The following is a 20,443-nucleotide window of genomic DNA, read 5'->3' as shown; positions in this document are numbered from 1 at the left end:
AGGTTGAACGATGAGATTTCAGTATTCCTTTCAGAAAGTTGTAGACTTGAAAACCAACGAAAAGTCACAGGCCGAATGGTTGCTTTCCAGTGCTGTTGGACAATTGCAGGCTGAGGAGCAGACATTAACACAGCTTGTAGGCGAAAGGAATCGAGTCATATCAGCCATCCAAAAGGCTGCCGAGGATTGCGCACCACTCTCTACCATTCAGGAATTACAGGCTTATGTTAATCATCTGGACCAATGTATTACACGCAAGCATAGGGATGTTCAATATGCGCAGCAAAATGTGCAAAGCAAACAAACCGTTTTGACCGATAAAATGCTGGATGAACAGGTTTGGCTGAAAGCGAGAGAGAAGGCCAACGTGAAATTCCAACAGGAAGTGCTCCTGCGCGAGCAGAACGAGCTGGATGAAATGGCTTCCGTGCGATTTGCCATGAAAGCCCGGTAAGCGGAAAGTCATAGGATACGCATATCAGCTGCCTGAGGAGGAAGACGATGGCACAGAAGTTAGCAGAAAATGAACTGGATATGGATTTAGGAAAAGAATCAGGCGGGGGATTTGAACGGTTTATGTTTTTCCTGATTCCGATTGTGTTCACAATCGTTCTGGTCGGGGTCCTGCTTACATTGTTCAATATGGACTTCAGAAGCGAAATGATTTCATTAGGGAACAAAATACCAGTTGTTAAAAATTGGGTACCTGAACCGAAAGATAAGGCTACACAGACGAAAGAGGCAGATCAAAAGGCTCAGTCCGAAAGTTCTGAAGCAACCATTCAGCAGTTAAAGGCAGATCTAGCCAAGCAGACGGAGGAGCTTAAAAAGGCTACCGCTGCTAAGACGACACAAGATAAAAAGGTTACTGAACTGCAGAATCAGGTCAATACGCTCCAAACGCAACAGGAACAGCAGCCACAGGCCAGTCAGCAGGGACAGGCTGGTACGCAAACTACAGGTGGAACAACAAATGAAGATCCTTATGTAAAACAGGCCAGAGATCTTGCTAGCATGTATGAAGGAATGACAGCTAGTAAAGCGGCACCGATTATGGAGAATCTGACTACGGAAGAGACTGTGCAGCTGTTAAGCTACATGGACCCTGCCAACAGTGCGAAGATTTTGCAAAAGATGGACGCTAAAAAAGCAGCCGATATTACTATGGCTCTGAAAAACGTAACGCCATCTACGGATTTGTCAGTTGCAGCGTTGCAGTCTCGTCTGAAAAAGGATCAAGGTACCACAGCTGGCACGACGAGTAAGAGTTTGCAAAGCACTCAAATCAGTAGCACATTTGCTTCCATGGACAAGAAGAGCGGTGCCGAACTTATTTTGCAAACTTACAAAATCAGTCCAGACAAGGCATTAAACATATTAAATACAGTAGATGATTCGACACGTGGTTCTTTACTACAAAATATGTCTGCCAAGGATGCGGCTCAGACCGCAAAAATTTTAAACAAATTGATGGGCAGTAAGTAATTTAAATGAAGGGAGGTGAAAAATAAATGACCCTTATTTCTCAAAGTGTATCGCTCGGCTCCAGTCAGACAGCTAGCAGTACAACGGCCTCAACAACGACTACAGCCACAGCTGCTGGAGCAACCACGGGTGCTTTTAATCAAACACTTACGCAAATGATGACAGGCGGGCAAACGGGCTCAGCAGGCACAGATGCGAACGGTTCTCCATTAGTTATGGTACTCCCGCTTATTGCGACTGGAGAATCCACGGAAGCTCCAACCGAGTCGCTGGTCGAAACACTGGCTCCTTTGCTGCAGAATCTCGAAAAGTTGGATGATCAAGTAGCTGCCGATCCTGCTCTGCTTGCAACTCTGCAAGCTTGGATTCAGCAAGTACAACAGTTTTTGCAAGGCGACGGAACAAATCAACAGTTAAACGGTGGAGAAACGACAGAGGCGACAGGCTTAACAGCCTTGGCAGCCAACCCGGCTACTCTTCGATTTGCATTGCAGGACGCTTTGTCACAACTTGCCAATGTAGCAGAGCAGGCTTCTGGAGACCAAAAGTCCCAGGTGACACAGTTGCTACAATCGCTCCAAAGCGCAACGGCAGGTACGGGAGCAATTTCCGATGAGCAGTGGAATGGTGTAATGAAAGCTGTGGAACTTGCTGATGGTGGGGATTCACAAGCAGTTCAGCCTTCTGCAAATCGAACAAATGGTACTCAGACCGTAGCTACAGCCACTACAGACAAACAGGTTGTTGCTTCTCAGCAGCAAGCTAGTCAAGGCGAAACTAATCAACAAGGTTCAGAAGGGCAACGTTCATCAACTAATATTCTCGTTCAGTCTGCAGTTAAGACGACTGCAACGGATGAAGCGAGTGCATTCGTAGATGCAACTGAGCAAGCGGATTCGACAGCAACTGACAATCAGACTCCAGTGATCACGACTGCGGGACAGCTTTCGGTACAAACGCAAGGAACAACGCCTTCGGCTCCGGCCCAACCAGTCGTACATGTGCGGCAATTTGCCAAGGAGATGACCGAATTTGTAGTGCAGAAACTTGACATTGTAAAACACACTGGCTTGACGGAAGCGACTATCATGCTTCGTCCAGATCATCTGGGCCAGCTGGAGGTTAAGCTGACAATGCAAAATGGTCATCTGGTTGCCCAGTTCATGACTGAGCATAGCGGAGCGAAGGATTTGCTGGAACAGCAAATGTCGCAGCTGCGTTCGAGTCTCCAGAGCCAAGGTATCCAGGTAGATAAGGTAGAAGTAACGCACAATGAGTCGCTTTCCTCCCATATGTATCAGGATGGACGCGGATCTGGAGCTAATCAGCAGCAGCAATCCAATCAACGTTCCAAAGCTCGAGGTAGAGAAGAGAGCGAGGATGCTTTGAAGGTAGCTGAAATGGCAGAAGAGCTTCGTAACTGGACAGCTGAACAACGCGCAGATGATATGAATCGGACAGGCTCCTTTACAGCACAAGCGTAATGATGGAGGTGAGAACACAATGACGACTACAGACAACAATGTATCCACCAGTAACGTCTGGCCGAATTACAATGTGAATAATGTCAAAACAGCAAGTGCCAAGGATACTAAAACGATGGGTAAAGATCAGTTTTTGAAAATTTTGATCACCCAGCTACAAAATCAGGATCCGATGCAGCCTTTGGAGGATAAAGAATTTATCGCTCAAATGGCCCAGTTTTCCTCGGTGGAACAACTGATGAACATTTCTACGCAGTTGAATGCATTGGGACAGTCTTTAGGTACAGCCTCCGGTTTGATAGGAAAAGAAGTCAGCTGGATTGAGGCAGGTAAAAAAGACTCCATTACAGGTGAAACAGGTGCGGGTACAGTGAAAAGTGGAATCGTGGATTCCATCGTTATTCGTGACGGTGTGCAGTATGCCAAAATGGGAGCGGCTGAGGTGGCATTAAAAGATGTAACATCAGTGAGCCAGGCTAACAAAACGACTCCCGCTACAGATACATCGGATACTTCATCTTCTTCCTCTACTGGAAGCGGTGAGAACTCATGAATGACAGAATAACGGTCGGACGCCTTTTTCCCGCCAATGTGCCCCCAGCAGCAATCTCACAAAACCGAGTAAATTCGGTATCGAAGAGTGCCAGACCGTTCGGTCAGGTGTTGCAGGATCAGGTGCTCAAGCTGAGCAACCATGCAGCCAAGCGTCTGGAGCAGCGGGGAATAGAGTTGAGAAGTGACCAAATGGCGAAAATCAACTCTGCTGTGGATAAAGCAGCTGCCAAAGGCGCCAAAGAATCACTGATCTTAATGCAGGATATGGCTTTGATTGTAAGTGTACCTAATCGAACAGTTGTTACCGCGATGGATAAGAAATCCATGGAGGATAACGTATTTACGCAGATAGATAGTGCTGTAATTATTTCATAAAAATGTATACGAAGTGGCTGGCCCGAATAGGAAAGCCATGAAAAAGCCGCGGATCGACTGATGCGGTCAACTAAGCAACCAATCAGAGGAGGATTTATACTCAATGTTGAGATCAATGTATTCAGGTGTATCGGGCATGAAGGGCTTTCAAACGAAGCTGGACGTTATCGGTAACAACATTGCAAACGTAAATACTACAGGCTTCAAGTCCAGCCGAGTGATGTTCAAGGATATCTTGAGCCAAACGAGTTCAGGTGCAAGTGCGTCTGGAGAAGAAACGGCAGGAAGTAACGCAAAGCAAATTGGATTGGGTTCGACTGTGGCTTCCATTGACACGCTTCATTTACCAGGAAGTGCCATGACGACGAATAATCCAACAGATTTACGCCTTAATGGTGATGGTTTCTTTTTGGTTAAAATGAATGCGGATCAAGAAGCTCCATACTTGACTAGAGCAGGAGATTTTCACATTGACGGAAATAGGCATTTGGTAACTTCGGACGGTTTTTTTGTTGCTGATTCAGGTGGTGGAGTTCCCATTACGTTAGCAGACGATGTTACTGCTTTCTCAATCTCTCAGGATGGAACCATTGTACAAACTTTGGCATCTGGTGGAACAGATAATGCTACCAAAATTGGAGTAACTAAAGTAATCAATCCAGAAGGATTAGAAAAAATCGGGGGTAGTCTGTATCGTGCTACAGTTAACTCTGGAAACGAGGGTGAAATCACTGCTATGGAAGCAAACAGCACTGATGATGGCACCGGTGCTATTATCTCAGGTCAGCTGGAAATGTCTAACGTTGATCTGACAGGCGAATTTACCGAAATGATCGTAGCTCAGCGCGGATTCCAAGCGAACTCGCGTATCATTACGACCTCGGATGAAGTGCTTCAGGAAGTTGTAAACTTGAAACGATAATCTTATTTAAACGCGGAGGAGTAGAGGCTCCTCCGCACCTATCAGGAGGTTGGTATTACGATGATCCCGTTAACGCGGCTGAACGGCTCGCCTATGTGGCTTAATGCGCTGCTCATTGAGACTGTGGAGGAAACACCGGATACATACGTCACTTTGGTGACGGGGAAACGGTTGATTGTATTGGAAAAAGCGGCAGATGTCGTCTCCTTGATCAAGGGTTACAGCCGTGAAATCGGCATGCATGCCGCCACGATAAAAGTGCAACAAATGGAGGAAGACGAATGAAGAAGATGCTGCCATGGCTCATTACAATTTTACTCGCGATTACTTTGATTGCAGGCGCGGCCTTTGTACTTATACCAGCGCTTAGCGGGAAGAAGTCGGAAGTCATACCGAATGCGCAAGCTGCTCAGGCAGAACAACTCCCAAGATTGTCAGCAGATGAATTGGTGGAAGTGAGTTCTGAAATTACCGGTATCAAAACAAATCTGGCAGACGCAGATTACATTGTTCAGATGAACCTATCTTTTCAATTGAACGATGCCAAAGCAAAAGAATCTTTTGAAAAAATCAAAGACATCAGTATTAAGCCCATCGTTATTCAATTACTTGCAGACACCAAACCTGATGAGCTCAGAACGGCTAAAGGCCGGGACCAGTTCAGTGACAAGCTGACGGATCTCATCAACAAGTCGCTCCCTGAAGGTCACCTGGGGAACGCCAAAATTACAGACTTTTTGCTGGCAGCCATTTGATTCCAGGTGAACTTGTCAGGAACACGTAAGGGGGTGAATAACATTGGTGGATGTACTGTCACAAGGGGAAATTGATGCCCTTTTAGCAGCTCTTTCGTCCGGTGAAATGGATGCGGAAGAACTTAAAAAGGAAGATACCCAAAAGAAAGTTCGCGCTTATGATTTCAAAAGAGCGCTTAGGTTTTCCAAGGATCATATACGGAGTCTGACGCGGATACACGAGAACTTTGCTCGGTATCTGACCACATATTTTTCAGCGCAGCTTCGTACTTTTGTCCAAATTAATGTCGTTCAGGTGGAGCAACTTCCTTATGATGAATTCATTCGCTCCATTCCGAAAATGACCATTCTAAACATTTTTGAAGCTGAACCGCTGGAAGGCCGTATGGTGCTTGAGGTTCACCCGAACGTTGCTTATGCCATGTTGGACAGGCTTCTCGGAGGAACAGGTTCGGCACCGTCAAAGGTTACTGCGTTGACCGAAATCGAGACGACGATTATGGAGCGAATTTTCAGTCGTACCTTTGATAGCCTGCAAGAGGCTTGGAAAACGGTACTGGACATTGAACCGCGTCTAGAGGCGATGGAAACAAATCCGCAGTTCATGCAGATTGTCTCGCCGAATGAAACGATTGCTCTGATTTCGCTTAGTACCAAAATTGGTGATACCACAGGGATGATTAACCTCTGTATCCCGCATGTGGTATTGGAACCCATTATGGCTAGACTGTCCACGCACCAGTGGTTTACATCCGAAAAGAAATCAAGGGCGCCCGAAGAGATTGACGCCTTGAGATTACGGGTCACCAAAGCAGAGCTCCCTATTATTGCGGAGTTGGGTGAATCCCGGATAAATGTAGCCGAGTTTCTGGGTCTTTCGGTCGGGGATGTCATTTCATTGAACAAACCTGTCAAAGAAGGACTATCCATCCGGGTAGGCGAGAAATTGAAGTTTATGGGAAGTCCCGGCATGGTAAGAGATCGTGTTGCCGTACAAATTGATGAAATTGTCAACGAAGGAGTTGAAGAAATTGACGAGTAAAGACTATTTGTCCCAGGAGGAAATCGATGCCTTGCTGAAACAGTCTGAAGCGGGGACGGATTCTACTCCCGCAGGCAAGACCGTTGACGATTTTCTGACTCCTCTGGAGCAGGATGCTCTCGGGGAAATCGGTAATATAACGTTCGGCAGCGCAGCTACGGCTCTTTCCACACTGCTCGGTCAAAAGGTGGATATTACGACACCTAAAGTTTCAATTATTACCCGTTCTGAATTTGAAACTGCATTTCCAAAGCCACACGTAGCTGTACATGTAAATTATGTCGATGGATTCGAGGGTATTAACTCACTCGTAATCAAAAAGCGTGATGCACAAGTGATAGCGGACTTAATGCTTGGTGGTGAAGGAAACCCAGCAGATGAAGAATTGAATGAGATCCACATTAGTGCTGTGCAGGAAGCGATGAACCAGATGATGGGATCGTCGGCGACCTCAATGTCTACTATGTTTAATCGTTTTGTTAATATCTCTCCACCGGGGATTGATATTTTGGATCCTATGCACGGTGATGGAGTATCCAGTCTGCCGGATGAAGAGACGCTCATCACAGTCTCCTTCCGGTTATTGATCGGGGATCTTATTGACTCTACGCTGATGCAACTGTTACCTGTTAATTTCGCCAAAAAAATGGTGAGCATCCTAATGAATGGCGGAGAGGATGAGGAACAACCGCAAGCGTCCGCACAGCAGGTAGCTGCAACAGCTGCTCCCGAAGCGCCGCAACAAGCTAGCGTTCCGCAGCAACCGCCTGCACCAGCCTATCAACAGCCACCTGCAGCCGCGCAGGCGCCGCAAGACGCAGGCTATGGTCAACAACCGCCAATGTATCCTCAAGACCCGGGATATGGGCAGCAGGGCGCTCCAGGCTATGGAACACCGGGTTATGGAATGCCAGCTGGTGTACCGCCGCAAGCTCCTTACGGAACGCCTCATCATTACGGCGCAGTACCGGGACGTAATGTAAATGTACAACCTGTACAATTTTCTAACTTGCAGTCCGGTGCATTTGCGCAAGTGGATGAAAACAATTTAAATTTATTGATGGACATTCCCCTTAGAGTCACCGTAGAATTAGGAAGGACCCAAAAGCAAATTAAAGATATTCTGGAGCTCTCACAAGGTTCAATTATTGAACTAGACAAGCTTGCTGGGGAGCCGGTGGACATTTTGGTTAACAACAAACTGATTGCCAAGGGCGAGGTTGTCGTAATCGACGAGAACTTTGGTGTGCGCGTAACAGATATTGTAAGTCAATGGGACCGTATTCAAAAATTACAATAAAAGCATAATTTAGGGAGGATTTATTTCAGATGGCAAACCGTATTTTGATCGTGGACGATGCTGCATTTATGAGAATGATGATTCGGGACATCCTGTCCAAAAATGGATTTGAGGTAGTAGGAGAGGCCCAAGATGGATCACAGGCCATTGAAAAATTCAAGGAGCTTCGTCCGGACCTGATTACGATGGATATCACGATGCCTGAAATGGACGGCATTGCCGCTCTGAAGGAAATCAAACAAATTGACGCGAATGCAAAGGTTATCATGTGTTCCGCGATGGGTCAGCAAGCAATGGTTATTGATGCCATTCAAGCTGGCGCAAAAGATTTTATCGTTAAGCCTTTCCAATCGGATCGGGTTATCGAAGCCATCAACAAAACACTGGGTGTGTAAGGCGCACCCAGTATGGATACACAACAGGGTGCCTCTGACGCATTGAGTACATCCAGCAATATAGGCAACATTGCCTGGGTCCTTTTCGTGCTAATCTTTATCATCGTACTGATCGTGTACTTGATACGGTTTTTGAGTAAAAGAAATCAGAGCTGGTTCAGCAACCGCTCCGTTCGCATACTGGGAGGCGTGGGACTGGGTCCCAATAAATCCCTTCAGCTTGTTGAAGTAGGTAGCAGTGTGTACCTCATTGGTGTGGGAGAAGATATCCAGCTTGTTGACAAAGTATCCGATCCTGAAGAAGTGGAGCAAATTTTGGCCGCACTGGAGCAGGAAGCTTCTCTGCAGCGCGGCCCGATTGCCCCGCTATTCGCTAAAATTGCGGATAAGCTTCGCCGGAACAACGCGGCACAGCAGCAGCCTGAAGAGGAGACATCTTTTCACGAGATGTTTGAATCCAAGCTTCGGCAAATGCCGAATCGCAAGGATAAACTTGAAAAGCTGCGCAATGAGGAGAATACTACAGATCGGTCGGGAGATTCATGAGAAAAAAGATTATACTTGCATGTTTGCTGCTTGTCTTGTTCAGCTTCATTTCGGTGACGGCGGCCTCTGCGGAACCGATTCCGAACATTGATATTCAAGTCGGCAATTCGGACAAAGGACAGCCCGGTGCCACCTCGCTGTCTATTATTTTACTTATTACTGTCATTAGTGTAGCGCCCGCGTTGCTTGTACTTATGACAAGTTTTACGCGAATTGTGATTGTGCTTGGCTTTGTGCGAACTTCGCTGGGAACCCAGCAGATGCCGCCTAATCAGGTGCTTGTTGGACTGGCTTTGTTTCTCACTTTATTCATTATGGCACCGACGTTCTCAGCTATGAATGAAACTGCGCTTCAGCCGTATCTCAAGGGGGATATAACACAGTCTCAGGCGCTGGACAAGGCATCGGTACCGATCAAGACCTTTATGTTCTCTCATACACGTGAGAAGGATCTACTGCTCTTTATGAAATACACCAAGATGGAAAAACCAAAGAATTATCAGGATATTCCACTAACGGTGATGGTTCCGGCTTATGCAATCAGTGAGTTGAAAACGGCCTTTCAGATGGGCTTTATGATTTTCATACCATTTTTAGTTATAGACATTGTAGTAGCGAGTACACTCATGGCTATGGGGATGATGATGCTACCACCGGTAATGATTTCACTTCCTTTTAAAATACTGCTATTTGTACTTGTAGATGGTTGGTATTTGGTAGTCAAATCATTGCTTCTGAGTTTTAACACATGAATATTTCATGCAGGGACAGCAATCAAGGAGGACGGCAATGACTTCGGAGTTTATTTTTTCCCTAGCTGGGCAAGCGGTGTATATTGTACTCAAGGTGAGCGCTCCGATGCTGATTTTGGGGCTAGTCGTGGGTTTGATTATCAGCATTTTTCAGGCGACAACCCAGATTCAGGAGCAGACACTGGCCTTTGTTCCGAAGATTGTTGCCGTATTGCTGGCATTGCTTTTGTTCGGGCCCTGGATATTGACCACATTAGTGGACTTTACGTATAACATTCTGGACAATTTGTACAAATATATAGGTTAGGCTGAATGTTATGAGCATATTGTTACAGAGTTTTCCTGTTTTTTTGCTGATTTTTTGTCGGATTACCTCATTTTTTGTAGTAGCACCTATTTTTTCAACCCGAGGGGTACCTAATATCTTTAAGGTTGGAATTTCAGGATTTCTAGCTTTGGTCGTGTATCTTACGTATGGTACGCATCAACAGGTACCGACTGATGTAGCGTATGTGCTGTTAGTGGGTCGTGAAGTGCTAATTGGGTTGTTATTGGGGTTTACTGCATATTTGTTCATGACTGCGATCCAAACCGCTGGTTCATTTATTGACCTACAGGTAGGCTTCGGAATGGCCAATGTGCTTGACCCTATGACAGGAGCTTCATCGCCTTTAACAGGAAATTTCAAGTTTGCTTTAGCTGTATTGCTCTTTTTGAGCATAAACGGGCATCACCATCTGCTAAATGCTATCTTATACAGCTATGATTGGGTACCGCTAACAAATGATTTTTTTGTAAAGCTGTATGGTGGCAGTGTAACTGAATTCCTGGTACGTTCTTTTGCGGAATCATTTATGCTGGCCTTTCAAATTGCTGCTCCCATTGTAGTGGCTACCTTTTTAACGGATGTGGGACTCGGATTTCTTGCTAAAACGGCTCCCCAGTTTAATATTTTTGTCATTGGTGTACCGCTCAAAATTTTTGTGGGACTGTTCATGTTACTACTTCTCATGCCAAGTTTTGCTTTTATATTCGAGAAATTGTTTTCTGTGATGTTCGAATCCATGCGCAATTTGTTGGATATTATGGGTAATCGTCCTTAATGTCTGGTCTGGAGGAACGTAGTTTGTCATTTAAATATGCTATGAACCTGCAGTTGTTCTCAGGGGAAAAAACGGAAAAAGCTACACCCAAAAAGAAACAGGATGCAAGACAAAAAGGGCAGGTTGCCAAAAGCATGGAATTGCCCGCCGCTGGTGTCCTGCTGGTTACTTTTTTTTGCCTCATGATTTTCGGCGGGTATTTTAAGGATCATGCGGTCCGCTTGTTTCGGGATATTTTTGTGAATCGGCTTTCTATGGAGGTAACGCCGAACACAACGCTGCTAATGATGGGTGAGTATGGCGTGCAAATCATGATTATGCTGGCACCTATTTTTATTGGGGCCATTGTCATCGGGATAGCAGCGAATTACATGCAGATCGGCTTTTTATTAGTTGGAGAGGGCATTACGCCCAAGTTTAGCAAGCTTGATCCGATTAAAGGATTCAAAAATATTTTTTCCATGAGGTCATTGGTTGAATTCCTGAAATCTGTTTTAAAGATGACCGTAATTGGTTATCTGGTGTACAGCGTACTCTGGAAAACAAAGGCTGACCTACCCAAACTGGCTGAAATGTCCGGCGATCAGATGTTGAGCTTTACAGCTTCATTAACGATGGAACTGGGGCTCAAAATTGGTGTGGTGCTGTTCGTTTTAGCGGTATTGGACTATATGTATCAACGTTATGAGCATGAGAAAAACCTGAAAATGTCCAAACAGGACATCAAGGATGAATACAAGAAAATGGAGGGTGACCCGCTGATCAAAGGGAAAATTCGCGAGCGTCAGCGCCGTATGGCTATGCAGCGTATGATGCAGGAGGTTCCTAATGCAGATGTCATCATTACCAACCCTACGCACTTTGCTGTGGCTTTGAAATATGACGGTTCGGAGATGGAAGCGCCGCAGATTATTGCGAAAGGGCAAGATTACGTTGCGCTCCGAATTAAAGAAATTGCCAAGCAAAACGGCGTTATAACGATGGAAAACAAGCCGCTGGCGCGGGCGCTGTTTCAAAGAGCCGAAATCGGGGATGCGATACCAGCTGATCTGTTCCAGGCCGTTGCCGAAGTGCTGGCGTATGTATATAAATTAAAAGGTAAAGTGAAATAAAGGGATCGGAGGGCTAGAGACCCGTGAAAATAAAAGAAATAACTGTCCTTGCAGGCGTCATCGGTATCGTTCTTATGATGATTCTCCCGATCCCATCATGGCTGCTGGATATCCTACTCGTCATTAATATTTCTATTGCTTTAATGATTCTACTCGTTTCTATGAATACGAAGGAAGCTTTACAGTTCTCTATTTTCCCTTCATTGCTGCTCATTACAACGTTATTTCGTTTGGCACTTAATATCTCTACAACCAAACTTATTTTAGGTGAGGGCCATGCAGGGGAAGTAGTTGCTACGTTTGGTAGTTGGATTGCAGGAGGGCAAATTGCCGTCGGTTTTGTTGTCTTTCTCATTCTCGTGGTCGTACAGTTCATTGTTATCACCAAGGGATCTGAGCGGGTTGCTGAGGTAGGCGCACGGTTTACATTGGATGCAATGCCGGGTAAACAAATGAGTATTGATGCGGATCTGAATGCAGGTTTGATCAATGAGCAGCAAGCCCGTGAACGACGCAGTAAAATCGAACGGGAAGCGGATTTTTACGGAGCGATGGATGGTGCGAGTAAATTCGTTAAAGGTGATGCCATTGCTAGTATTATCATTTTGATCATCAACTTGGTCGGTGGCTTTATTATCGGTATGGCCGTTCAGGGAAAAGGATTTCAAGAGGCGCTGTCGACTTATTCTGTCCTCACCATCGGTGACGGACTGGTCAGTCAGATTCCCGCACTGCTCATATCCACGGCGTCAGGCTTGATTGTTACGCGGGCTACGTCAGATGGCAACTTGGCAGAGGATTTAACTGGACAACTCTTTTCTTATCCAAAACTGATCTACATTGTGGCTGCCACAATTGCATTATTAGGGCTTTTCACACCTATTCATATCATTACAACTCTTCCACTGGCGATTCTGCTGTTTTTTGCGGCTCGAAGAATGCAGGGCAATATGGAGCGCAAGCAGATAGCCGATGAACAGCTGGAAGAGGAGCAACAAATTGAAGAAGTCCGTAGTCCGGAAAGTGTCATTAATTTGCTTCAGGTAGATCCAATTGAATTTGAATTTGGATACGGGTTAATTCCGCTGGCGGATACACAGCAGGGCGGGGATTTATTAGATCGGATTATTATGATCCGTCGTCAATGTGCTTTGGAGCTAGGTCTGGTTGTGCCGGTCATTCGTATTCGGGACAACATTCAGCTCAAGCCAAACGAGTATGTAATTAAAATTAAAGGTAATACCGTGGGCGGCGGAGAGCTTCTGTTAAATCATTACCTGGCTATGAGTCCGGGATACGACGATGATTCTATTACAGGAATCGAAACGACGGAACCAGCCTTCGGATTGCCTGCGCTCTGGATTGATGAGAACACCAAGGATGTTGCGGAATTATCTGGTTATACCGTAGTTGATCCACCTTCAGTTGTAGCTACTCATCTTACGGAGACGATCAAGAAACATGCTCATGAGTTGCTTGGCAGACAGGAAACACGGTCGCTGGTCGACAATCTCAAAGAGAATTATCCAGTGCTGGTGGACGACCTTATTCCTTCTGTGCTTGCGATTGGGGATGTACAAAAAGTGCTGGCCAAGCTATTGAAAGAAAAAATCTCCATTCGCGATATGGTGACTATTTTCGAAACACTAGCTGACTACGGTACTTATACAAAAGATCCCGACGTGCTGACTGAATATGTCCGTCAGGCGTTGTCCCGTCAGATTACGCAGCAATTTGCCCAACAAGGGGAGACGTTACGCGTTATTACAGTGGGACCAGGATTGGAGAAGAAAATTGCTGAAAGCGTGCAACAGTCGGAGCAAGGTAGCTATTTAGCTCTAGACCCGGTGTCAACGCAAACGGTGTATCAAAGAATGATGGAGCAAATCAACCGTCTCATTCAATCTGGACAGCAGCCTATTGTGTTAACGTCACCGACAATTCGTATGTATTTGCGGCAAGTGATGGAGCGGACGATGCAGGATGTCCCAGTGCTGTCGTACAGTGAGCTGGAGCCGAACGTTGAAATTCAAAGTGTCGGGGTGGTGAACTTATGAGAGTGAAACGATATGTAGTGGATACCATGCCAGAAGCTATGCTGCAAATCAGGGGTGACTTAGGAACAGACGCCGTCATTTTAAGTACAAAGGAAATGAAGGTCGGCGGTTTCATGGGAATGTTCAGTAAAAAGAAAATCGAAGTGGTAGCTGCGGTAGAGGAGAAGCAACCTCAAAAGCCACGACGTTTTGGACTATCTTCACAAGAGCTTGCCCAGGCGGCTTCATCTTCAATGAATGCTCCTGAACAGCCAGAAAAATCATTTATGCCTGTGGTTCCCAGACAAGCTGCTCCAGAAGCTTATCGGCGGGTAACGCAGATGACGGGTGGTTCCAAAGAAGAACAAGCTGAATTAATGATCGATGCAGAACAAGCAGCTTCAGCAACTGAGCATTTGTCATCTAGGTCTGCTAATAATCTGGAGACTACGTCTCAAGCACTTGATCATGAAGCATTACTTTCGAACATGAAATCATCCAGTGAACTGTTTAAACAGCCCATTGAAGCAAGCGTTCCAGACAAGAGCGGAGCGGAGGAAAATCAGGCTCTGCTTAATGAATTGCGGGAAATGAAGACTATGATGACTCGGTTTTCCCGAAACTCTTCAATGGAAAGTACTTGGCCGGAGCCGCTGCAAGAGATTTGTGAGCGTGTGCTGGAACAGGAAGTGGAACGTGATTTACTGGAGTATTGGCTCGAAAAGGTATATGTGCGTCGGAGCGAGCACCCTTTTGCGCCTGAAACTTTCGATTGGGAACAAGCCTTTCGTGAGGAAGTGGCCAGTTTTATTCAGACAAGACTGGACAAAGGGATCTCCAAAGATACCAAAATTGTGTATGTGGCAGGTCCTACCGGAGTAGGGAAAACAACAACCATTGCCAAGTTAGCAGCAGAACAGTTGTTTAAGCATCATCGCAAAGTTGGATTTATTACTTCTGACACGTACCGGATTTCAGCCGTCGAGCAACTGCGAACATATGCTACGATTTTGAATGTACCGCTTGAAGTTGTGCAATCTCCTGGTGACGTCCACAGAGCCATTCAACGGCTGGAACATTGTGACCTGATCCTCATGGATACCGCAGGACGAAATTATCGTAATGAATTACTTGTTTCGGAACTGCAAAGTCTGCTTTCGCCTATTAATGAAAGTGAGACGTATCTGGTACTCAGCCTGACATCCAAAAGTAAAGATATGCTCAATATAACTGGACATTTCAGCAAGTTTGGTCTCGGTAAGGTTGTATTTACTAAGATGGACGAGACAGGTAGCTGCGGTGGAATGTTTAATCTTTTGCATCAATTTCCTATGCAGCTGGCCTATATTACCAATGGACAAAATGTTCCTGATGACCTGCTTCATCCCGATACAGAAATGGTCACAAGCATGCTGCTTGGACCCAAAACATCAACAGGAGTTAACGGAGATTCCATATGAGTGACCAAGCCCAATCACTTAGACAAATGGCTTCTTCCTTGGATAAATATCGATTGCCCCCACGTAGTCGTCAAGCAAAAATTATAACGATCACCAGTGGTAAAGGCGGGGTGGGCAAATCCAATTTCACGCTGAACTTTGCTCTTGCTCTGCAATCCCTTGGTCGAAGGGTACTTGTGTTTGATGCTGATATAGGTATGGCCAATATTGATGTATTAATGGGAGCCAATTCACAATACAATCTTTTACATCTGCTAAAACGTGAGAAATCAATTGATGAAATTATTCAAACGGGTGTAGGTGGTTTGCCTTATATTGCTGGAGGATCGGGTTTGAGCGAATTGTTTACGTTATCGGATGACGATCTGAATTATTTTGCCGAAGAAGTAGAGAAAATGGCGGCAGATATGGATTATATTCTATTTGATACAGGTGCTGGTTTATCCAAAGAAAACCTTAAATTCATCACTTCAGCTGACGAATGTCTGGTTGTAACTACGCCAGAACCGACGTCCTTAACAGATGCGTATGCGCTAATTAAAGTCGTCAGCGGTTTGCAAAAGGATACGGTATTCAAAATTATAGTCAATCGTGCCGATAACGATAATGAGGCCCGTCAAGTTGCCGATAAGATCGCACTGGTTGCGAAACGCTTTTTGGAGATCGATATCCCGTTGCTTGGACATATCAGTGATGATACTCATGTCATGCAAGCAGTCAAAAGGCAAGTACCATTTATGGTTGCTTTTCCGGGATGTGCGGCTTCAAGAGATGTATTGAATCTGGCACACCGTTTTGCAGCAATGCCACAGATTCCGCAATCAGGTGCATTGAGTGGAATTAAAGGGTTTATGCAAAAATGGTTGCGGCGTTCTGTACATTGATTTTGATGAGAGGAAACAGAGGTGTTTAACATGTGTGCTTACCGGGTGCTGGTTGTAGATGATTCGGCCTTTATGCGCAAAATTATTACAGATTTAATTGTAAGGGATGAGTCGTTCAACATCGTAGGTACAGCCGCCAATGGCAAAGAGGCTGTAGAGAAAGTGAAGGAATTGCAGCCCGATTTGGTCACCATGGATGTCGAGATGCCTGAAATGAATGGTCTTGAAGCATTGCCATTGATTATGGCAGCCCATCCGCTACCTGTAATTATGCTGTCAGGCATTAATGAACAAGGCATGAAGGAGACCATCATGGCTCTGGAGGCAGGAGCTTTCGATTTTATAAGAAAGCCTTCCATCGCTCATGCGCAAGATATTGAGCAAGTGAGTAAGGCGCTGCTGGAACAGATGCACACTGCTATGCAAGCAGTGCGGAGTCGTCTGGAGCGCAAGGAAGCTAATGAGCGCAAAGCTGCATTGGAACAAGCGAAAAAAACGCCACAGCAAAAGCCTCCAGGACAGGCTGTGACTGAGAAGCGATCAGGCAGTCAAGCTTCGACAGACAAGTCTCCTGTTGTTCCGCTTGCTCCTTCACCTGCTGTATCAGCTCAGCCGAAGCGTGATGTTGGCAAGTCCGCTCCGGCAGTAGCCAAGCAGGAAACTAAACGACAACAGTCTGGAACATCTGTTACAGCGGGGCGCATAGAACAGCAGCCAGCTGCTCAGCCAAGCAATAAGTCAGTCCAAGCACCTACTGTTCAGAAGAAGGAAGATTTGTCCAAGGGGATAGGACGAACACCAGGGCAACTAAACAGTACTACTACGGCCGCTGGCAAATCGCTGCATGGTAAGGATAAAGCAGGCTTGGTTAAGCCGGAGCCCCATAAGACGGTGATTTCATCAGCTACTCGTACTCCTGCGGCTGCTACGCCTCCAGTAGCGGCACCTACAGTTCCTGCCGCACCTAAGGGATTGTCACTTAAAAAAGGTGTGCACACGTCCAACTTTCGCAAACTAGTGGCGGTGGGATGTTCTACGGGCGGTCCGCGGGCGCTTAAGACGCTGTTGGAACGCATTCCTGGTGATTTTCCTGCTCCAATCGTTATCGTTCAGCATATGCCGCCAAACTTCACTCGTTCGCTGGCACAACGCTTAAACACGTTAAGTCCACTCCGAGTTGTGGAGGCTGAGCAGGGAATGACGTTGGAGACTGGAACGGCCTACATTGCCCCAGGGGGATATCAACTAAGAATTGTACCAGGAGCTGGTGGTAAATACACTGTGTCACTGAAGACGGAGGAAGCTCGCAATGGTCACCGTCCTTCCGTAGATACGATGTTTGAATCGTTGCTCTCGTTAACCTCGTTGGAGCGGCATCTAGTATTGCTCACTGGAATGGGGAGCGACGGGGCCAAAATGATGAAGAAGCTTTATGATGCTGGGGTACAATCCACATTTGCTGAAAATGAGGAAACTTGTGTAGTGTACGGAATGCCCCGCTCAGCAGTAGAGTTAAAATGTGTGCGTCACCTTCTGCCAATGCAGGAGATCGCCCCCAAGCTTGTACAAGTTGTGAAATAATCGGAGTGTAACTCATGGAGGAGGTGTCTCACAATGGACATGAACCAATATTTAAACATGTTTATTGATGAGTCGAATGATCATCTGCAATCTCTTAACGAAAAAATGCTTCAACTGGAAAGCAATCCAACTGATCTAGGTATCGTTCAGGTGATTTTCCGTTCTGCCCATACCCTCAAGGGAATGGCTGCTACGATGGGGTTTGAAGACCTAGCATCGCTTACCCACCAAATGGAAAACGTTCTTGATCTTGTACGTAACAACAAGCTGGCGATGCATGAATTTATATTCGATACCTTATTTAAGGGATTGGATGCTCTGGAGTCCATGGTGCAGCACATTACAGAGGGAGGCGACGGAAAAGCGGATGTCTCCTCTATTGTATCTTCACTACAATCCATCGTGAGCGGAGATTTCCAAAAGACCGGCGCAAATGCTGCGACTGAGGAGTCTCCATCTAAAAAAGTGGGCAAAAACGATAGTGCTGGGCTTGTTTTGGATCAGTTCCAGTATTCTGTATTGGAGCAATCTATTTCTGAAGGACATCGTGTTCACTATATACAGGTAACAATCAGCTCAGAGAGCCAGTTAAAGGCGGCGCGTGCTTTTATGGTGTTTAATACGCTGGAAAACTCTGGTGAAATCGTCAAGGCCTATCCGTCGGTACAGGATATTGAGCAGGAGAAATTCGAGCAAAGCTTCTCGTTATATTACATAACGCAGAAAGAAGTTGGGGAGCTGGAAAAGGAAATCGCGGGCATCTCTGAAATTGACACTGTCTCAGTGGTACAACTAGATCAGGAATCGCTTAAACAAATGAGCGAAGTTACTGCTGGACTGGCTGAGACTGCTGCGGTACAGGAAGCTCCTGTTGCCGTGCAATCACCTGCTCCATCCCAGCCGCAGTCTTCAGCTGCGGCCTCTGTGGCTAAGGCAGCTGCAGGTAAGACGCCAGCAGCTAAGGCAGCTGCCCCTACGCATAACCGTACGATTCGTGTAGATATTGAACGTCTGGATGTACTTATGAACTTATTTAGCGAGTTGCTCATTGACCGCGTGCGGTTAGAGCAGTTGGCAAGTGAAGCTTCCAATCCAGCACTGACAGAAACGGTAGAGCACATGAGTCGTGTGAGCAGCGATTTACAAAACGTCGTTCTTAAATTGCGGATGGTACCAGTAGACACTGTTTTCAATCGTTTTCCGCGTATGGTGCGCGATCTGGCCAAATCGCTGGATAAAAAACTTGATTTGGTTATTACTGGAGCAGAGACTGAAATGGACCGCACTGTTATCGACGAAATTGGCGATCCTCTGGTGCATTTGCTTCGTAACTCCGTGGATCATGGCATTGAGTCGGTAGCCGATCGGATTGCAGCTGGTAAACCTGAGACAGGAACGGTTAACTTGCGTGCTTTTCATAGCGGAAATAACGTATTCATCGAGATTGAAGATGACGGAAATGGTATTAATCGCGATAAGGTACTAAACAGTGCTATTTCTAAAGGGATTTTGACAGCAGAGCAAGCAGCGGTCATGACCGACGAGGAAGCTTATCAGGTATTGTTTGCTCCAGGCTTTAGCACAGCTGCAGTCATTTCAGACGTATCAGGACGCGGTGTCGGTTTGGACGTTGTTAAATCCAAAATCACTGCTTTGGGTGGCAATGTTACGGTTCACTCTACACTGGGCCAAGGCACTAATTTCTCTGTGCAATTGCCGCTCACCCTATCCATTATTGCAGCCATGATGATACAGATCGGTTCTGAAAAATATGCGATCCCATTGTCCTCCATTGTGGAGACTGCGATTGTCAAACGGACACAAATTCGTTCTGTACATGGCAATAAAATGATTGCTTTCCGCGATTCTCATATCCCGCTCATCTCCTTGAGTCAGCTGTTTGAGGTACCGGACTTCAATGAAGATGAAGAAGAAGAGACAGAGGTCGTGGTCATCCGCAAGGGAGACCGTTTGGCAGCTCTTTCTGTACAGGACTTTTTGGGACAAAGTGAAATTGTCCTTAAAAATCTGGGCAAATACCTTCCAAACATCCAAGGAATTTCAGGTGCCACGATTCTGGGTGACGGTCAGGTTGCGTTGATCATTGACCCGAATGTTTTCATTAAATAATGTCTTCATCAGAAATGAAAGAAATGTGAAGTTGCTGACATCAATAAGGAGGGTTTTTAGACATGGGAGAAGAAATTAAAGTTATCGTATTTAAGCTTGGTGAAGAGGAATACGGTGTTGAAGTAGAAAAAGTCCAATCTATTGAACGCATGGTGCCGATTACACGGGTTCCAAGAACTTACGATTTTGTAAAAGGTGTATTCAACATGAGAGGCGTAGTCATTCCGGTTATTGATCTTCGTGGCCGATTTGGATTGCCTGAAGCTGAATATACCGATCAAACCCGCATCATTATCGTTGCAGTGGGCGAAATGCAAGTCGGCTTTATCGTTGATTCAGCGAATGACGTTATTGACCTGAATACTGACAATATCGAGACACCACCGGAAGTGATTGGCGGAGTTAAGGCTAAATATCTTCGCGGAGTTGCTAAAATTGGTGAAGAGCGCTTGTTGATTATGCTGAACTTGTCCGAAGTCCTGAATCGTAGCGAAATGAACCAACTGGAAGGCTTAGAGGATTAACA

Annotated in this window: 22 protein-coding genes; all 22 read left to right on the top strand. The window is 45.8% G+C overall.

The genetic code is table 11. The annotated features are described in order from the left end of the window. Nucleotides 1-10 precede the first annotated feature (10 nt). The 22 genes from fliJ to G9G53_RS11085 all read left to right on the top strand — a co-directional run bounded on the left by fliJ (nt 11) and on the right by G9G53_RS11085 (nt 20,441). The gene (gene fliJ, locus G9G53_RS11190) at nt 11-454 is read left to right on the top strand and encodes a flagellar export protein FliJ (RefSeq protein ID WP_029516992.1); all 444 of its coding nucleotides are present in this window, start codon (nt 11-13) and stop codon (nt 452-454) included. A 47-nt stretch (nt 455-501) separates the two neighbouring features. Then, the gene (locus G9G53_RS11185) at nt 502-1,485 is read left to right on the top strand and encodes a magnesium transporter MgtE N-terminal domain-containing protein (protein WP_023988189.1); all 984 of its coding nucleotides are present in this window, start codon (nt 502-504) and stop codon (nt 1,483-1,485) included. 26 nt (nt 1,486-1,511) lie between these two features. Beyond that, the gene (locus G9G53_RS11180) at nt 1,512-2,969 is read left to right on the top strand and encodes a flagellar hook-length control protein FliK (protein WP_165147601.1); all 1,458 of its coding nucleotides are present in this window, start codon (nt 1,512-1,514) and stop codon (nt 2,967-2,969) included. Nucleotides 2,970-2,988: 19 nt separating this feature from the next. Continuing rightward, complete coding sequence (locus G9G53_RS11175) at nt 2,989-3,522, top strand: flagellar hook capping FlgD N-terminal domain-containing protein (protein WP_165147598.1); 534 nt, start codon at nt 2,989-2,991, stop codon at nt 3,520-3,522. Next, the gene (locus G9G53_RS11170; RefSeq protein ID WP_165147595.1) at nt 3,519-3,899 is read left to right on the top strand and encodes a TIGR02530 family flagellar biosynthesis protein; all 381 of its coding nucleotides are present in this window, start codon (nt 3,519-3,521) and stop codon (nt 3,897-3,899) included. The genes G9G53_RS11175 and G9G53_RS11170 overlap by 4 nt, the downstream gene beginning before the upstream one ends. Before the next feature lie 103 nt (nt 3,900-4,002). Further along, nucleotides 4,003-4,821, top strand: coding sequence for a flagellar hook-basal body complex protein (locus tag G9G53_RS11165; protein ID WP_029516997.1), 819 nt, complete (start codon nt 4,003-4,005; stop codon nt 4,819-4,821). Nucleotides 4,822-4,881: 60 nt separating this feature from the next. Further along, the gene (locus G9G53_RS11160; protein ID WP_013309896.1) at nt 4,882-5,106 is read left to right on the top strand and encodes a flagellar FlbD family protein; all 225 of its coding nucleotides are present in this window, start codon (nt 4,882-4,884) and stop codon (nt 5,104-5,106) included. After that, on the top strand, nt 5,103-5,576 hold the full coding sequence (locus G9G53_RS11155; RefSeq protein WP_023988194.1) for a flagellar basal body-associated FliL family protein: 474 nt from the start codon (nt 5,103-5,105) through the stop codon (nt 5,574-5,576). Before G9G53_RS11160 ends, G9G53_RS11155 begins: the two co-directional genes overlap by 4 nt. Nucleotides 5,577-5,619: 43 nt before the next feature. After that, nucleotides 5,620-6,618 carry a flagellar motor switch protein FliM gene (fliM, locus tag G9G53_RS11150; RefSeq protein ID WP_029516998.1) on the top strand — a complete coding sequence of 333 codons (999 nt, stop codon included), beginning with the start codon at nt 5,620-5,622 and terminating at the stop codon, nt 6,616-6,618. Further along, nucleotides 6,608-7,918: a flagellar motor switch phosphatase FliY gene (gene fliY / locus G9G53_RS11145; protein ID WP_165147592.1), complete on the top strand. Its 1,311-nt coding sequence runs from the start codon at nt 6,608-6,610 to the stop codon at nt 7,916-7,918. The genes fliM and fliY overlap by 11 nt, the downstream gene beginning before the upstream one ends. A gap of 29 nt (nt 7,919-7,947) precedes the next feature. Beyond that, complete coding sequence (locus tag G9G53_RS11140) at nt 7,948-8,313, top strand: response regulator (protein ID WP_010346372.1); 366 nt, start codon at nt 7,948-7,950, stop codon at nt 8,311-8,313. A 12-nt stretch (nt 8,314-8,325) separates the two neighbouring features. Beyond that, a complete protein-coding gene (locus tag G9G53_RS11135; protein WP_029517000.1) occupies nt 8,326-8,859 on the top strand; it encodes a flagellar biosynthetic protein FliO in 534 nt (177 codons plus the stop codon). Next, a complete protein-coding gene (gene fliP / locus G9G53_RS11130; RefSeq protein WP_016820959.1) occupies nt 8,856-9,611 on the top strand; it encodes a flagellar type III secretion system pore protein FliP in 756 nt (251 codons plus the stop codon). Before G9G53_RS11135 ends, fliP begins: the two co-directional genes overlap by 4 nt. Nucleotides 9,612-9,648: 37 nt before the next feature. After that, complete coding sequence (fliQ, locus tag G9G53_RS11125; RefSeq protein WP_165147589.1) at nt 9,649-9,918, top strand: flagellar biosynthesis protein FliQ; 270 nt, start codon at nt 9,649-9,651, stop codon at nt 9,916-9,918. A gap of 10 nt (nt 9,919-9,928) precedes the next feature. Next, nucleotides 9,929-10,714, top strand: a complete 786-nt coding sequence (gene fliR / locus G9G53_RS11120) for a flagellar biosynthetic protein FliR (RefSeq protein ID WP_165147586.1) — start codon at nt 9,929-9,931, stop codon at nt 10,712-10,714. After that, nucleotides 10,714-11,826 (top strand): flagellar biosynthesis protein FlhB, encoded by a 1,113-nt coding sequence (flhB, locus tag G9G53_RS11115; protein ID WP_165147583.1) that lies wholly within the window; start codon nt 10,714-10,716, stop codon nt 11,824-11,826. Before fliR ends, flhB begins: the two co-directional genes overlap by 1 nt. A gap of 23 nt (nt 11,827-11,849) precedes the next feature. Continuing rightward, a complete protein-coding gene (gene flhA / locus G9G53_RS11110; protein ID WP_016820963.1) occupies nt 11,850-13,883 on the top strand; it encodes a flagellar biosynthesis protein FlhA in 2,034 nt (677 codons plus the stop codon). Then, nucleotides 13,880-15,322 (top strand): flagellar biosynthesis protein FlhF, encoded by a 1,443-nt coding sequence (flhF, locus tag G9G53_RS11105; protein WP_165147580.1) that lies wholly within the window; start codon nt 13,880-13,882, stop codon nt 15,320-15,322. The genes flhA and flhF overlap by 4 nt, the downstream gene beginning before the upstream one ends. Further along, nucleotides 15,319-16,206, top strand: a complete 888-nt coding sequence (locus G9G53_RS11100) for a MinD/ParA family protein (protein WP_029517003.1) — start codon at nt 15,319-15,321, stop codon at nt 16,204-16,206. The genes flhF and G9G53_RS11100 overlap by 4 nt, the downstream gene beginning before the upstream one ends. 30 nt (nt 16,207-16,236) lie before the next feature. Beyond that, a complete protein-coding gene (locus tag G9G53_RS11095; RefSeq protein WP_029517004.1) occupies nt 16,237-17,787 on the top strand; it encodes a chemotaxis protein CheB in 1,551 nt (516 codons plus the stop codon). 33 nt (nt 17,788-17,820) lie between these two features. Next, nucleotides 17,821-19,917, top strand: a complete 2,097-nt coding sequence (locus tag G9G53_RS11090) for a chemotaxis protein CheA (protein ID WP_069011401.1) — start codon at nt 17,821-17,823, stop codon at nt 19,915-19,917. A gap of 62 nt (nt 19,918-19,979) precedes the next feature. Then, nucleotides 19,980-20,441: a chemotaxis protein CheW gene (locus G9G53_RS11085; RefSeq protein ID WP_007430046.1), complete on the top strand. Its 462-nt coding sequence runs from the start codon at nt 19,980-19,982 to the stop codon at nt 20,439-20,441. Nucleotides 20,442-20,443: the final 2 nt, after the last annotated feature.

It is taken from the genome of Paenibacillus sp. EKM206P (assembly GCF_011066155.1).
In the GTDB taxonomy this organism is placed as follows: Bacteria; Bacillota; Bacilli; order Paenibacillales; family Paenibacillaceae; genus Paenibacillus; species Paenibacillus polymyxa_D.
Note: the sequence above shows the minus strand (reverse complement) of the source record. Positions and strands in the feature narration are given on the sequence as shown.

Coding starts and splice junctions, on each gene's coding strand:
- fliJ (WP_029516992.1), top strand. CDS start 11: ATGAGATTTCAGTATTCCTTTCAGAAAGTTGTAGACTTGAAAACCAAC.
- G9G53_RS11185 (WP_023988189.1), top strand. CDS start 502: ATGGCACAGAAGTTAGCAGAAAATGAACTGGATATGGATTTAGGAAAA.
- G9G53_RS11180 (WP_165147601.1), top strand. CDS start 1,512: ATGACCCTTATTTCTCAAAGTGTATCGCTCGGCTCCAGTCAGACAGCT.
- G9G53_RS11175 (WP_165147598.1), top strand. CDS start 2,989: ATGACGACTACAGACAACAATGTATCCACCAGTAACGTCTGGCCGAAT.
- G9G53_RS11170 (WP_165147595.1), top strand. CDS start 3,519: ATGAATGACAGAATAACGGTCGGACGCCTTTTTCCCGCCAATGTGCCC.
- G9G53_RS11165 (WP_029516997.1), top strand. CDS start 4,003: ATGTTGAGATCAATGTATTCAGGTGTATCGGGCATGAAGGGCTTTCAA.
- G9G53_RS11160 (WP_013309896.1), top strand. CDS start 4,882: ATGATCCCGTTAACGCGGCTGAACGGCTCGCCTATGTGGCTTAATGCG.
- G9G53_RS11155 (WP_023988194.1), top strand. CDS start 5,103: ATGAAGAAGATGCTGCCATGGCTCATTACAATTTTACTCGCGATTACT.
- G9G53_RS11140 (WP_010346372.1), top strand. CDS start 7,948: ATGGCAAACCGTATTTTGATCGTGGACGATGCTGCATTTATGAGAATG.
- G9G53_RS11135 (WP_029517000.1), top strand. CDS start 8,326: ATGGATACACAACAGGGTGCCTCTGACGCATTGAGTACATCCAGCAAT.
- fliP (WP_016820959.1), top strand. CDS start 8,856: ATGAGAAAAAAGATTATACTTGCATGTTTGCTGCTTGTCTTGTTCAGC.
- fliQ (WP_165147589.1), top strand. CDS start 9,649: ATGACTTCGGAGTTTATTTTTTCCCTAGCTGGGCAAGCGGTGTATATT.
- fliR (WP_165147586.1), top strand. CDS start 9,929: ATGAGCATATTGTTACAGAGTTTTCCTGTTTTTTTGCTGATTTTTTGT.
- flhB (WP_165147583.1), top strand. CDS start 10,714: ATGTCTGGTCTGGAGGAACGTAGTTTGTCATTTAAATATGCTATGAAC.
- flhF (WP_165147580.1), top strand. CDS start 13,880: ATGAGAGTGAAACGATATGTAGTGGATACCATGCCAGAAGCTATGCTG.
- G9G53_RS11100 (WP_029517003.1), top strand. CDS start 15,319: ATGAGTGACCAAGCCCAATCACTTAGACAAATGGCTTCTTCCTTGGAT.
- G9G53_RS11095 (WP_029517004.1), top strand. CDS start 16,237: ATGTGTGCTTACCGGGTGCTGGTTGTAGATGATTCGGCCTTTATGCGC.
- G9G53_RS11090 (WP_069011401.1), top strand. CDS start 17,821: ATGGACATGAACCAATATTTAAACATGTTTATTGATGAGTCGAATGAT.
- G9G53_RS11085 (WP_007430046.1), top strand. CDS start 19,980: ATGGGAGAAGAAATTAAAGTTATCGTATTTAAGCTTGGTGAAGAGGAA.